12 protein-coding genes and 2 pseudogenes are annotated in these 12,639 nt (G+C 57.6%); 7 read left to right on the top strand and 7 right to left on the bottom strand.

Translation table 11 applies throughout. The features are described from left to right. Positions 1-25: 25 nt before the first annotated feature. The gene (locus FCS99_RS13300) at positions 26-886 is read left to right on the top strand and encodes a 50S ribosomal protein L11 methyltransferase (protein WP_138513369.1); all 861 of its coding nucleotides are present in this window, start codon (positions 26-28) and stop codon (positions 884-886) included. Here the strand turns inward: FCS99_RS13300 and FCS99_RS13305 are convergent. Next, on the bottom strand, positions 883-1,452 hold the full coding sequence (locus FCS99_RS13305; RefSeq protein WP_138513371.1) for a hypothetical protein: 570 nt from the start codon (positions 1,450-1,452) through the stop codon (positions 883-885). The genes FCS99_RS13300 and FCS99_RS13305 overlap by 4 nt on opposite strands. A gap of 71 nt (positions 1,453-1,523) precedes the next feature. Next, positions 1,524-1,910 carry a hypothetical protein gene (locus FCS99_RS13310; protein ID WP_138513373.1) on the bottom strand — a complete coding sequence of 129 codons (387 nt, stop codon included), beginning with the start codon at positions 1,908-1,910 and terminating at the stop codon, positions 1,524-1,526. A 307-nt stretch (positions 1,911-2,217) separates the two neighbouring features. Here FCS99_RS13310 and FCS99_RS13315 point away from each other — a divergent pair. Next, a pseudogene (locus tag FCS99_RS13315) lies at positions 2,218-2,507 on the top strand (transposase); the annotation flags it as partial. A 51-nt stretch (positions 2,508-2,558) separates the two neighbouring features. On the opposite strand, the pseudogene FCS99_RS13320 reads toward FCS99_RS13315, so the two are convergent. From FCS99_RS13320 to FCS99_RS13330, 3 genes and pseudogenes are all read right to left on the bottom strand, one after another. Beyond that, positions 2,559-3,128, bottom strand: a pseudogene (locus FCS99_RS13320) (efflux RND transporter periplasmic adaptor subunit); the annotation flags it as partial. Then, positions 3,125-4,411 (bottom strand): TolC family protein, encoded by a 1,287-nt coding sequence (locus FCS99_RS13325; protein WP_138513375.1) that lies wholly within the window; start codon positions 4,409-4,411, stop codon positions 3,125-3,127. The pseudogene FCS99_RS13320 and the gene FCS99_RS13325, both read right to left, overlap by 4 nt. A 585-nt stretch (positions 4,412-4,996) precedes the next feature. Continuing rightward, positions 4,997-6,130, bottom strand: a complete 1,134-nt coding sequence (locus tag FCS99_RS13330) for a hypothetical protein (protein WP_138513377.1) — start codon at positions 6,128-6,130, stop codon at positions 4,997-4,999. Positions 6,131-6,326: 196 nt separating this feature from the next. Here FCS99_RS13330 and FCS99_RS13335 point away from each other — a divergent pair, with 196 nt between their 5' ends. From FCS99_RS13335 to FCS99_RS13345, 3 genes are all read left to right on the top strand, one after another. Beyond that, a complete protein-coding gene (locus tag FCS99_RS13335; RefSeq protein WP_138513379.1) occupies positions 6,327-7,454 on the top strand; it encodes an RWP-RK domain-containing protein in 1,128 nt (375 codons plus the stop codon). A gap of 770 nt (positions 7,455-8,224) precedes the next feature. Then, positions 8,225-8,464, top strand: coding sequence for a helix-turn-helix transcriptional regulator (locus tag FCS99_RS13340; protein ID WP_138513381.1), 240 nt, complete (start codon positions 8,225-8,227; stop codon positions 8,462-8,464). Between the two features lie 409 nt (positions 8,465-8,873). Beyond that, the gene (locus tag FCS99_RS13345) at positions 8,874-9,359 is read left to right on the top strand and encodes a hypothetical protein (protein ID WP_138513383.1); all 486 of its coding nucleotides are present in this window, start codon (positions 8,874-8,876) and stop codon (positions 9,357-9,359) included. A gap of 5 nt (positions 9,360-9,364) precedes the next feature. Here FCS99_RS13345 and FCS99_RS13350 read toward each other — a convergent pair whose 3' ends face one another. After that, positions 9,365-9,778, bottom strand: a complete 414-nt coding sequence (locus FCS99_RS13350) for a DUF6471 domain-containing protein (RefSeq protein ID WP_138513385.1) — start codon at positions 9,776-9,778, stop codon at positions 9,365-9,367. Positions 9,779-9,864: 86 nt separating this feature from the next. Between FCS99_RS13350 and FCS99_RS13355 the strand changes: the two genes are divergently transcribed. Beyond that, entirely contained in the window at positions 9,865-10,977 is a 1,113-nt protein-coding gene (locus FCS99_RS13355; RefSeq protein ID WP_138513387.1) for a transposase, read from the top strand. A 2-nt stretch (positions 10,978-10,979) separates the two neighbouring features. Next, positions 10,980-11,375, top strand: coding sequence for a GIY-YIG nuclease family protein (locus FCS99_RS16420; protein ID WP_407658291.1), 396 nt, complete (start codon positions 10,980-10,982; stop codon positions 11,373-11,375). Positions 11,376-11,900: 525 nt separating this feature from the next. Here the strand turns inward: FCS99_RS16420 and FCS99_RS13360 are convergent. Beyond that, the gene (locus FCS99_RS13360; RefSeq protein ID WP_138513389.1) at positions 11,901-12,566 is read right to left on the bottom strand and encodes a serine hydrolase domain-containing protein; all 666 of its coding nucleotides are present in this window, start codon (positions 12,564-12,566) and stop codon (positions 11,901-11,903) included. Between the last annotated feature and the right edge of the window lie 73 nt (positions 12,567-12,639).

A 12,639-nucleotide genomic window follows, 5' to 3' on the forward strand; every position in this document is an offset into this window, starting at 1 on the left:
ACACCCACGCGCCAAAGGAGACTTCATGACCCAGTTCTGGCGCGTGACGACGCATGCGGATTTCGCCCTTCTCGGGAATATTGTCGAGCATCTTGATGATGTTGCGCCGGAGAGCATGACCTCCTGGTCGCTCTTCGATGAAGGCGATATCGCGCGTCTCGACCTGATCTTCGACATCGAGCCGGACCTGGCCGATGTGCGCCGTTTCGCGAACATTCCCGACAGCATGGACCTCACCTGCGAGAAAATGCCGGACGAGGACTGGGTGCGCCTCTCCCTGGCCGGGCTGAAACCGGTCGAGGGTGGCCGTTTCACCCTGTTCGGTGCCCATGATCGCGACGCCGTGGCCGAAGGCCAGATCGGCATCGAGATCGAGGCCGGGCCGGCTTTCGGCACGGGCCATCACGGCACCACGCGCGGCTGCCTCATTGCCTTCTCGGAAATGCTGGATGCCGGCGCCTCGCCCAAGACCGTGCTCGATCTGGGCTGCGGCACGGCCGTGCTGGCCATCGCCGCCGCCAAGACCCTGCCCGACGCCGATATCCTGGCCTCCGACATCGATCCGGAAGCCGTCACCGAGAGCGCAGAGAATTGCCGCAAGAACGGCACGCCCGGGATCGAGTGTTTTGTCGCTGAAGGCCTCGACCACGGCCGGTTGGCCGGCCGCAAGTTCGAGCTGATCTTCGCCAACATCCTGGCGCGCGCCCTGATGGAGCTCGCCCCGGACATTGCGAACGCCCTGGAACCGGGCGGCAAGGTCATCCTGTCCGGCCTGCTGACCGAACAGGAAGCCATGGTCCGCGAGGTCTATGAGGCCGCCGGCCTCACCGTCCACCGCCAGCCGCCCCTGGAAAACTGGGAAACCCTGGTCGCCGTACGCGACTAGAAGGACAGCGCGATGGCCTCACTGAGTTGGGCGCCCCAGGCAGCACTCGTATTCACGACGGCCACGACCACTATGGCAAACCAGCCCAGAATGAAGGCGCGGGGAATGACTTCCGGCTTTCCGACCAAGTTGTAGAGCTGGACACCCAACCAGTAGCTTGGTCCGGGCTTCTCCGGCGCATTGAACGGCTCCTCATTTTCGTCACCGAACGGGCGCGGAAATCTGTAGCTGACAAAGCGTCCTTCCGCTTCCAGCGCCAGATAGGCATCGCGCAACTCCTCGAAACGTTCCGAGGCCGCTGACAGAGCGAAGTGGAAATAGCCGGACGACAACAGACCCACGCCACAGATCAGAATGGCGATGGCGACATGGAAGAGCGTCCAATTGCTGGCTTGCGCAGCAGAGAGCGGGTCGCCCAACAGGCTTACGAAGGCCGCAACCAGTCCGGCGTTCACCAGGACGAGAAGCATTAACCAGCTGTGGAAGAGTCCCGATTCCTTCTGCACCTGCTGGGAAAACTTCTCCCACAGCTGGCTTTCCTGTTCGAATGTCCAAGACTCTGCCATTCCTGATCCCCCAGCACCTCAAAGAGGTAGCTGGAAGACCAGGTCGCAATCAAGCGCTGAACGGGTCTGCCCTACTCGGCATCGCCCAGCCCCGCGAAAATGTCCGCCAATCCGACCGAGAGGGCGTAGAAATTCTCGCCATCGGCATTGGCGGTCAGGGCCACGGAGACGCGCGGTTCGGCATAGGTGATCATGAAGGCCCGCCCGCCCGGTGAACCACCGGAATGGGCGGCGTAATGCAGATCGGCGCGCGGGTCATAACCGGCCCAATGACCGTCCACATCGCCTAGGCGGGATATCTCCACCAGATCGCCGGCCGCCAGCCGGTCCAGCATCAGAGCCATGCCGCGCGCACTCGCCAAAAGGCCACCGCCGCCGAACTTGCACTCCGCCGACAGCCCCTCGACCTGCTCCAGCCCCTCGCCCAGGTCGATCCAGTTGGCCGCCTTCACCGGCATGTTGGCGCAAATGCACCAAATTTCATGCCTAGCATCATTATAAATGCATACTATGCTCGATGATCGCTGCAGCGCCTCCGCGAGAAGAACGAAAACACCCTTCGAAACAGTTTCTTAGCGGAAGCTTGGTTTGCGCCCGGCAGCTGTGGCGATTGTACCGTTTGTAAAACAACGCGCGCTTCACCGGCGCACCCGGCTCACGACCGATGAAAATATTGTCGCCTCCATCGCACCGCCACTAGAGCCTGACCTGAGCCCCATTTGGTCCCTCATTTGAATTGAGAGTCTGTCATTACGGAGACAGACGATGCGCAAGAGCAAATTTTCCGAGGAACAGATCATCGCGATCCTGGCTGAACAGGAACGCGGCATGGCGACGGCAGAGGTTTGCCGGCGGCACGGCATCAGCTCGGCCACGTTTTACAAGTGGAAGGCCAAATTCGGCGGGATGGACGTGTCCGATGCCCGGCGGCTGAAGGTGCTTGAGACCGAGAACGCGCGGCTCAAGAAATTGCTGGCCGACAGCCTGCTGGACAACTCGGTCCTGAAAGACCTGCTGGGAAAGCATTGACGACGCCCCGGATGAAGCGGGATGCGGCGGTTGGGGTGGGCGAGCGTTAGGTCGGGCGCGTCGCCGAGAGATGCGAGCTCACTGCGAGGAACGCCCACAGCAATGAGCTTGTTCTCAACGCCTTCGCGTGCGGCGCTGGCCGCGATGAGCGCAGCGCGGGCAGCCTGCAGGTCAGCCTCGGGTGTAATTCGCTCTGCAAAAAGCGTTTCCTCACGTGCCAGGGCTTGCTGGGCAAGATTTTCGGAAGTGGCGGCTGTCAGAAACTCAGCCTTCAGGTCGGCGAGTTCACGGCTGGAGAGGATTGCCAGCGTTTCATTGGGAGAGACGAGATCGCCTTCGGTTGCTGTGATTTGGATGATCCGCCCGCTCACTTGCGGTGAGACTGCGGCGACGCGATCTGCATCAAACCTCAACTCGGCCGGGAGAGAGAGAAACTGTCTCAGGGGAGTACGTGTCGCTCGCGCGGTCACAATGCCAGCCTCTGACGCCACCTCCCGGCTTAGCTCAACTTGGGCAGATTGTTCGCCATCATCGTGATCCACTTCCGTTGCGGAGGAACGATCCGAGTCTCGGTCCCCACCATTGCCACAAGCGGTAATGGCCAAAGTAGCGGCGATGACCGCGAATAGATGCGGTTTACCAATCATCGGATATCTCCATCAAAGGGGGCTGCCCCAATCAGAGCTCGCAGACGCAGCTCTGCGCTCTGCAAGGCAAACTCTGCATCAATCACAGCGAGTTGGGCGCTCAACAGGGCCGCGCGGGCATTTAGGGTGGCGGTGAGATCGAAACGACCAATCTGATAGCCACGCGAGGCCGCCTCGTAGGCCTCCGTCGCCGCGGGCAGCGTATCGTGTTTTAGGATTTGCAATCGGCTTTGTGCCGTGCGTTGAGCCGCAGCTGCAGCCCGTTGCTGAGCTAACAAGCGTTGTTCGGTAACTGCTCGATTGAGTGTGGCGGCATCGCTCCGGATCGCCGACGCTCGCGCAGCATCCCGCCCGCGATCGAAGATTGGGAGCGGCAGGCTAACACCCGCGACGAAAGCCTCATCGCCGGTCTCTTCAAACCGCCGGATTCCTGCCGATACGCTTATGTCTGGGATGATGGCGCTTCGGGCAAAGCTGGTTTCGGCCTGTCGGACACGAACGGCTGCATCTGCTGCACTTAGCGCAGGGTGTGTCACGTCTGCTTCGACTTCCGCGATGGTGGAATTAAAGCTCACTCCCATCGGTGCTGAGAATGTGGGCTCGGCACTGCCCCACAAGAGAGCAAGCGCGTATCTGCGGCGATCAATACCTGCCTGCGCCGTTTCGACAGACGCGCGCAAAGCGGTCGCGTCCGCCCGCGCCCGCGAGAGCTCCGGTGGTGCCGCAGCGCCCGCATCGACTCGGCGCGCAACAACGCTCACCAGTTCATCCGCGAGATCCGCACTTTCTTCTGCAAGGTTTCGTAATTGGACGGCTGCCACCAATTCAGCAAAGACGATCGCGGCCTCTAGTTCAGTCTCCCTCAGGATAACCGCGCATTCCGCGCTGGCGAGCGCCTGGCGAGCCCGCGCAGCTCGTTCCTCGAGCGCTCGCTTCCCTCCAAGACGGAGCGTTTGTTCCAATGCGAATGTTGATTCAGTTTGATCAAAACCCGACAACGCGTTGCTGCCCGCAAAATTCTCCAGTTCGAGCGATAGGGTCGGGTTGAGCCGCCGCCCGGCTTGGTCCGCCTCTGCACCAAGGGCGCGGGCCTCCAATCCAGCCGCGCGAACAGCAGGCGAGGCATGGCGAACTTCTGAAAGTACGGTGGAAAGTGTTAGGGGCCTTCCCGGCGAAATTTGTGGCGAACCGCCAATCCGTCCATCGCAAGGTGAGGCCAGCGCGCCTTCGGTCAATGCGGCGAGCGCCAGGGCTGCGGTAGCGCCCTTTAGAAAAAATGACATGTTGTATGTTCCTCAAGCGGATCCAGCTAAAGCGTGCCCGCAAGTGCGGACCGATGTTCTGCTAAGGATCAGGCTCGAGGGGGACGATAGAGACTACCGATCGGTCGAGATCGCAAATTGTCGACTGGCTGCGGTCTAACTGAGGGCGCGCCACTCGGTGCCAAACCTGCCTCGTATGATACTTGTCGCGTTTTGTACGCGTGACAGGGACCGCAATTTTTCGCACGGTCTTCGTGTTCTCCCCGACCTTCGTCCTGCTGCTCGGCGCTGTTCGGCTCTTGGCCAATCACGCAAGCGATAGCGAACTTGTCGTCACATAGCTGGGCATCAGCTATGGGAGCCAACAAAAAAGCGCAGGCCACGAGAAGTGAGGCTGCAAGTTTTAGCGTCAGGCCGATCGGCAAGAGTATATTGGTCGATGCCGCTATGATGTCGCCTCTACTCAGTTATCCAACACCCAATTTGGTGAGCAAAATGGATTCGTTCAGATTGAACTACGAAAAGCCTTACTTCCTATAGCGGCTGTAGAAGCAAGCGGTTTTCGAATCTTTTTACATTGTCTCAATCGTGGTGGCTGCCAATTGACTAAACGCAGGTTGATTGCAGACCCTTGGTCGCCCACGAAATTACCGCGCAATTGAGCGAACGGTTGACTCGCTCGTCCCCGCGGTCTCCGCCGAGTATTCCAACGGGGTAGAGGTGGTGGAACTCGCGACCGTTAAAGTTTGTCGTCGTAATGGCTGCGCCGTCTGCGAAGTCGTGACCACCACGCCGAAGACCGGTGACCATGATCGCGCGAGGCAGGCGATCTTTTCGGCCCGGCCAGCCAGCCAAGACCATCTCGTCGATAGTAGGAAGCGGGTAAAGCTTTTCATTAAACAACTCGCACGGTCCGGTTTCAGCGCCGGCGATCTGTGCGCTTAGGGTTTTGTAGTCAGCGAAAGCCCGCGTCGCGGACGTCTTACCATAACGAGAGGTATAACAAGCACGCCACAAGGCCCTACGGATGAGTGTGCGAGCATTTCCTCCACGGTCAAAATCATGTTCTGGCACGTCGGCCCAGAGCGCGCATGCCAGATAGATTGCTACGTCACTCGGGACACATTTTTCATTGAAAATGGCTTCAGAGCGTAGGAATTCGGTTCCGTGGCGAACGCCATGCTTCAGGCGTTCCCAGACAGAGCTGAATTGATCGCCGAACTCGGCTTCAAGATATGTCTTTTTGATCGGCGGCCGCCCCATGAGTAGAGCCGCGATCGACAGAATGTTGTCTTCGACGCGCCCGTAATCCTTTACCGCTGGAACCGCCTCCACGAGTTCATGGACCATGTCGTGCAGAGACTCGCCGGTCGCGCTTTCCAGCTGGGCCACCACAATATCAAAATCCTTCAGAGGCGAGGCGGACGTGTTCATCTTGATGAAAACATCCAGGGCTGTTTCTCGGCCAGTCCGCACGTCCAATGACAGGAAGGGGATATCATAATTGGCCACGCGTTGTCGCAAGGCCTCGGCCCTTCGCGTCAGTGGCCTTGTAAGCAAGTTGCTTTCCTCTAAAGCCTCCTCCCAGGCGTTCAGTGCCTCCTCGCCTCGGGCGCCGGGACAAAAAACGGTAACTGGTACAAGGCCACGTTCGCCAAGCGCGACAACGGGTGAGTCACACCAAACCGGCTGCCTGACGCCATTGCGATCCCATCGCTTGTGCGCTTCCACAGCTGGCATGTCGGCCTCGTCATCATCCTGTGCAGCTTCGCTCTGCGCGCTGGGCTCTCCGCAAGCTTCGATACGGCTTCTTCAATCTCAACGGCGTTCATGGGTCCGCCCCGATCCCCTCAAAGACGTGCCAATTCAAGGTAGAGCGAGCGGCACCGAAATGGCCATACTCTTTGGCACGCCGTATTCCAGCTCGGAGACAACGATGGATGAACCCAGCATTCCGGCGCTCGCCCGCCTGACCCGCGAGCAACTCTATAACCGCGTCTGGGAAACACCGATCAGCCAACTTGCAGAGGAGTTCGGTGTGTCGGGCCGCGGTCTGAAGAAGATTTGCGAGCGACACGATATCCCGGTCCCCTACCGGGGATACTGGGCCAAGAAGGCCGCCGGCAAGCCGGTAGTGAAATATCGGTTGTCGAAGGCCAAGGTGCCGCCCGATCGAGAGGTCACGATCCGCCGGACACCGCCCCTTCATACAGATACATCACGTGTCAGCGTCGACCCTGCAGACCTGACGGTTCCAGAGGAGATCAGTCGACCTCACCGCCTGGTGCGCGAATGGATCGCGGAGGACCGACGCGCCCGAAAGAAACGCGAACGGCATGTCGAGAGCTGGCTGACCCGTTACCTGCCGGAGCCGTTCACGCAAGCAGCGGATCGCCGATACCGCATTCTCGATGCCCTCTTCAAACGGTTTGAGCGGGTGGGGTTGAAGGTGGAACTCGGCGAGCGCCGGTCCATCTGCGTTCACGACGGTGAGGCCAATATCGTCATCGCCATCCGCGAGAAAAAGAAGAAGGGCGTGCGGCCGCTCGACGACTGGGAGAGGTCGATCTGGGCGTCCAGCGGCAAGACAGAATGCGAAGTGATGGTGGGCACGGGAGCGCTGGTGTTCGAGGTCAAATTCGGGATGCCCAACCGGTTCGAACACACCTGGGCCGATAGCGCCAGGCAATCGCTCGAAGAGCAGGTCGGCAAGATTGCGGGTACGATAGAAGCCGCATTTCCCGTCATTCATGACGAGCGCCGGTGTGCCGAGGAGGCGTGGCGTTTGCGCGAGATCGAGGAGGCCAAACAGCGAGAGATCGAGAGCGCCCGCCGTCTGGACAATAATCGTTGGCGTCGCTTCAAGGAATTATCGCGGCAACTGGAAGACCTAGACGCAGCAGAGCGCATGATCGATGCGCTGGCACAGCGGGAAGGGAATGACGCAGCCGGTGTCGTTGCCTGGGCGCGAACGCGCCTGGAAAGCGAGCGGGAAGCGCTGACGGATCCGCAGACGATCGCATCCGAAATCGGCAGGATCCACGAATGGACCTATCGCGGTTAGAGTATTCACCACATATTCGAATTGTCACCCATGTATTGACAATTGGAAACTCATTATTTTCTTGTATAGTTTGATTTTTGTGCTATAACAATAATCCATTGTTCCAAAAATAATCGGAGGTCGCGGATGCGGCTTTTTTGTTTCCGTCTGCCGTCGGAAGAGACGGCTATTGCATGCGTGAATGACCAGCTGGGCCGGGCAGGTTCGCCCCGGCGCATACCGGAATGGGTGGGTGGCAAGCGGCAAGGCCTCGACCAGCGCTTCCCGTGCTTCTTCGGATCTCCAGGCAGCGTCTCTCGCCGCATGGTTCGGTGTGAGCGGTTTCCTGATGACACTGAAGGCGTTCGGTTCACGCAATCCGAGCCCTACATGCAATACACTGAGCGGGCAGTTTTGGCCGTTGCAGCCATCGAAGGCGATTGCAGGAGTGTCAACTTCAACGGCCATCTGGACGTTACGTCCGCCGAGGGGCCAATCCTGTTTCTCGCCGGGGAGGTCTATGGGGCTCACGATAGCGATGATTCTGTGTTTTGGCCGTGCATTGTCCGGTCGCCGGCCGACGTCGGCCGGGTAACGCCCTGGTTCCCCCTGGTGTTGCGCCCCTACGAGCTGCCGGAGTGGTTCCGCCCCACATATGGTCATACTGACTTGATCCGAGACCTGCCGTCTGGCTCTCTGCGTGTGAAGTACACCAGCTACACACCCGAGCGTCCCAGGGCGGCATTTGAACCAAAGCCGCCTGGCGAAGCCTGGGCCCTGTGAGAAACGCCATGCCCCAGAACAAGCGCAAGCGGACCAGCGTGGCCGAAATCCTTCGCGAGGAATTCATGGCTGAGTACGGCTGGGATGAAGAAGACTTGGCGCGCCAGATAGGCGCGGCGGTTGGAGAGGTGGAGTGGCTGCTGGCTGGCGGAATCTTGACCGAACGAATGATCAAAAAACTATCCACCGGGTTGGGTGGAAGCGAGCAGTTTTGGTCACACTTCCAGACGAGTGCAGGCCGACTGTAAGCTTTCCATAGGTAACGCCATGCTCGTGCGGGAAACTCACAATCGTCTCCCGAGAGTCTGGTATTGCCCGAGGCATTTTCGGCATTCCTCCACCCCATGGGGGATGAGGCGCTCTGCATGCGTTCTGGCGCTATCGAGGGACGCGAGGCCAATCCATTCACTCGCACGCCCTGGCTGCCCCCCAAGGTGCTTTGAGATCTTTCGTGTCGTCTTGTGTCAACCAGCGGCTCAAACGCTACACGCTCCTCGAAACCGCTCGCAAACCGGCGTCGTCCCACCATCTCGCATTCTACCGTTGTCCGGCGGAGTACACCTTAAGCGACAGTCCGACTTTCCAAGACCAGCTCACAGAATATTAAGCTCTGCACACCACCAGCAGGCGAGAGCCACACTTTGGAGAGCGACGAGGATGGCAAGGAAGCAGCATGTCGTAACGCTTGAGAAAAAGTATGCCCGTCTCAAAGGAGCCAGCTTGGCGGCTGAGCGGGAATGTGAGGACCTGAGCGGGGCCGATCTCTATGAAAAATGGGATGAAATAGAGAGTCGGCAAAAGATAATACAAAAGATAATGGTGTCGATATCGGTAGTCATTCGGTTAGAAGAACCAAATTGGGACGGTGAGCGAATCCGCGCAATAGTTCCGCGCAAAAACCTTGGCTATAGGGGTGTTTTGTCAGAAAGTTTTTATGAATTTCTGTGGGCGCAAGACGAAGAATTTACTGCTACTTATGCATTTAAAAAAATAAAGGAGATAATCGAAAACAAGGGAAAGCGTGTAGATAACAATAAGTACCTACGAGATCAGGTTGCGGTTTTCTTGTTTCGTTTAGAGGGGGATCTGGTTCGCAAAATTCCCGGGAAACCGAATAAATGGGTGCTCGACTGGGATGTATAATGAAACTATGGTTTATCGAAAAATGTCGAACCGAACACTTCTTTCCGATATTCTATTGCGTCCTCATCGGTAAGAGATTGTGGATCCACTATAGCGTCCTCAAGGGCTATGCCCTCCGACAGGTTTTCTAGGGTCTTCCGTAGCGCACAGTCGGATCGCCCTCCTCGCGTTCCTTGAATCACAGTATTTTGGATCTCATTGACTCCAAGGACCGCCAAGCACTCGCAGAAGAACGCAGCACTGAATGTGCCCCGGGCCACCTTGTTTCGAAGCACACGCTCGTCCTCGAACACACCGATCAGTTCCAGACGCTTTTTTAAGTCCCGATAAGTGAGACCCGCGTTTTTCATCGCGCTGAAAATTGTCCACTTAGCCCATTTCGCGCGTGCGGCGTCGAGGTCAAGTTTCGCTTCATCCATTTCCCTGCCCCGTGTTTTCGCATCAATATTGATGCTATTGGCACCCAGTTTGCATCGTTTTTGATGCAATCGCAAGGGAGCCCATTTTGAAACGCCGAACGACCACAATCGGTACGCCAGTTAAGCACCTCTCAGAAAGTCAGAATCTTCGTCGTGAAGATTTTGACGCACTCACCGACGAGCAGGTCGTTGAGCTTTGGGTGCGGTTAAGGTTTTCTCAAAACGGTGGCAAACCTAAATGTCCTGAATGCGGTAGCGAAGACCCTTACTACATAAAATCCAGGTGTTCATTCCGGTGCCGCCGGCCTAACTGCGGCAAGAATTTCTCTTTGACAGCGGGAACACCCTTCCACCGGCGCAAAAAGCCTCTTCGCGATATTCTCAAGGCAATGTGTGAGATCGCGTTAGAGCACCAACATCTCACGGTAAGCAATCTCGCAAGCAGTATTCGGCTCTCACGAAAAACGGCGTGTGTATGGATCCAAAAATTTGGAGAGTTAGCGCTTGGACGTCAGTTTGATGGTGTTTTTACTACGCCAGTTTCGTATGACACCGCGGAGTTTCATGGCCGTCTTAGAAACCAGAATCTACGTACCCGAGGCAAGGCCGCAAAAGGGCGCAATTCGAAGACGCGGCTCCACTATCTTGTCATCAAAGAAAATCGGCATGCAGGTCGAATGGTATTGAAGCCATTCCAAAACTTGCAGGCCCCAGAAATAACAAAGTATCTGAAATCAAAAATAGCGAGAAATACGACCACTTTTATCGATGAAGCGGCCGGCTGGAAGCGGCTTTGGGGCTACCACAAGCAGATAACCATCAAACACAAGACGTCTTACTGGGCGAAAGGCAGCGAAGGCGAGCCCGACCGTCATACAAACCATGCCGAGGCGGTCTTCGCGGGACTTCGTGCGCGCGAGCGTTTTGCTAGAGGGTGGTCTCCGAAATACGCGCATCTCAGGTGTGCAGAGGAGTGCTTTCGACGCGAGTGCTCGAATCGCGACGCGATTGACACCTTCTATGAGCTTGGCAATGCGCTGGCGGTAACAGGGGTGTCTAAGTTCAAGGGATATTGGCAATGGTACAGAACGAACGAAGAGCCTTCGACCTGCGCAAGGGGCGTCCACACGCGATCATCAGAGGAGTGGAAACAACACTTTCAACCGAAGTTCCGACGGACCCTGGCCTCTACGCTATAGCAATGAACATCCACGGGCTCGACGCGGACCGCGAATTGCTTGCACCTTCGAACGAGACTGTCGCCTATATAGGTGTCGCGACCAATCTAAGAGAAAGATGTTGGACGCACTTTAACGGATCGGCAAAAGCTTCCGGCTTTCGTGTTTCCGCTTGGTCCCTCTTCCGCTCGCTTGGACTAGCCCCTTGTTTGGAATACCAAGCAGCTGAGAGATGGCTAACTGGTTTCTTGAGCAAGAACGCCTCTCTGATCTGGGCCGATTGCACCTATCCGCGCAGTGTTGAGGCGTTCTTGCTTAAAAGGTATGACTTCACATGTAATATCCAAGGCCAAAAGGGCCGAGTGAAGGACTTGCTCGTTCAGGCGAAGCGCCGTTTTGCGCAGGAGATCAGTCAATAACCAGCTTCCAACCGGTATATCTGCCCTCGGCTGGAACTGAGACAACCTGATCTCGATCCCGTAATTTTCTGAGACACGCTCCCGCGCGTTTGACCATAACCTTACGAATTTCTGCGTTTGCGTCAGTCAAGCCGCGGTCGGCTAGTAGAGCGTCTGTAAAATCTTCGGTCGTAAAGGTCCGCTCAGTATCCGCGTACATAAGATCCAAAATGATACGCGTTACCTCGCCTCGGAAGGCTCCATAGGGAGGCGGAACGGGTTTGGGCGAGATGCTATCGATGTCGATCCGCGGCTCAAAGATCCGGATTGTGGAGTCGATATGATCTATCTGCTTCACAAGCTCTCACTCGCGATTGCGTAAGTTCCAGCTCACCAGCGAGTTCAGCGCGCTTGCGAACCAGCCCATGCAGCAAGTTCGGCGCGACGGCGTCGGTTGGGATGAGTTCGTTTGACATACGCCAAGCATACTGGAATTTGACGCATCGTAAATGATGTACCGCACAAATTTTTGTGCATTTGCGCCAACTAGCCGGCCTTCACCGCATCCTCGCTGTCACGATGCGCCGTATAGGTCTCGCCCAGCACCTCGCTCATCGCGGCATCAAACGTCTGCGCGCCGGTGATCTGCACCAGAAGATGCGACAGCAGGACATAGCCATAGGTCGTGTATTCGCTCTCCCCCTCGGCCGGCGGACTCAGCGGATCATTGATGAAATGCCCCAGCGCATCAGCCGGCACCGCACAACGCCGCTCGGAGAAGGCAATCCAGTCCGCCTCGGACGTGTAGTGACGCACCCCAGCGCGGTGATCGATCAGCTGGCGCAGGGACACGGCGTCATAATGCGCGGGCAGGTCCGGATCGATCGCGCGCACCGGCGTGTCCAGATCCAGATCCCGCGTCTGTTCCAGGCGCAGATAGGCCAGCGCCACCATCAGCTTGGCGACGGAATAGACATTATAGTCCTGCGCCACACCATCACTGGGCAGGCGGTTCATGCCGCCCTCGGCCTCCCAGGCGATCTCGCCATCCACCATGACCGTGGCGTTGAGCGCGGGGTATTGCGCCGCCATCGTGTCGAACAGGGCTTGCGCCCGTTCGTCCGGCGAGGGCACGGTCTGCGCGCAGGCCGCCGTGGACAGAAACAGGCCCGCCAGCAACTCGGTGCCCAGCTGACTTCTTGAATTCAACATGCTTTATCCTGTGATTGCGAATGCCGTCTCGGCCCGCACAATCGCGCAGACAATGCCTTGTTCCAGAAGTGAA

The sequence above is a fragment of the Maricaulis alexandrii genome, from assembly GCF_005871165.1.
GTDB classification, from domain to species: Bacteria; Pseudomonadota; Alphaproteobacteria; order Caulobacterales; family Maricaulaceae; genus Maricaulis; species Maricaulis alexandrii.

Bases quoted from the DNA above. Each gene is read 5' to 3' on its own strand.
- FCS99_RS13350 (WP_138513385.1), bottom strand. From the start codon at position 9,778: ATGGATGAAGCGAAACTTGACCTCGACGCCGCACGCGCGAAATGGGCT.
- FCS99_RS13340 (WP_138513381.1), top strand. From the start codon at position 8,225: ATGCCCCAGAACAAGCGCAAGCGGACCAGCGTGGCCGAAATCCTTCGC.
- FCS99_RS16420 (WP_407658291.1), top strand. From the start codon at position 10,980: ATGAACATCCACGGGCTCGACGCGGACCGCGAATTGCTTGCACCTTCG.
- FCS99_RS13345 (WP_138513383.1), top strand. From the start codon at position 8,874: ATGGCAAGGAAGCAGCATGTCGTAACGCTTGAGAAAAAGTATGCCCGT.
- FCS99_RS13325 (WP_138513375.1), bottom strand. From the start codon at position 4,411: ATGTCATTTTTTCTAAAGGGCGCTACCGCAGCCCTGGCGCTCGCCGCA.
- FCS99_RS13330 (WP_138513377.1), bottom strand. From the start codon at position 6,130: ATGCCAGCTGTGGAAGCGCACAAGCGATGGGATCGCAATGGCGTCAGG.
- FCS99_RS13310 (WP_138513373.1), bottom strand. From the start codon at position 1,910: ATGCCGGTGAAGGCGGCCAACTGGATCGACCTGGGCGAGGGGCTGGAG.
- FCS99_RS13300 (WP_138513369.1), top strand. From the start codon at position 26: ATGACCCAGTTCTGGCGCGTGACGACGCATGCGGATTTCGCCCTTCTC.
- FCS99_RS13335 (WP_138513379.1), top strand. From the start codon at position 6,327: ATGGATGAACCCAGCATTCCGGCGCTCGCCCGCCTGACCCGCGAGCAA.
- FCS99_RS13305 (WP_138513371.1), bottom strand. From the start codon at position 1,452: ATGGCAGAGTCTTGGACATTCGAACAGGAAAGCCAGCTGTGGGAGAAG.
- FCS99_RS13360 (WP_138513389.1), bottom strand. From the start codon at position 12,566: ATGTTGAATTCAAGAAGTCAGCTGGGCACCGAGTTGCTGGCGGGCCTG.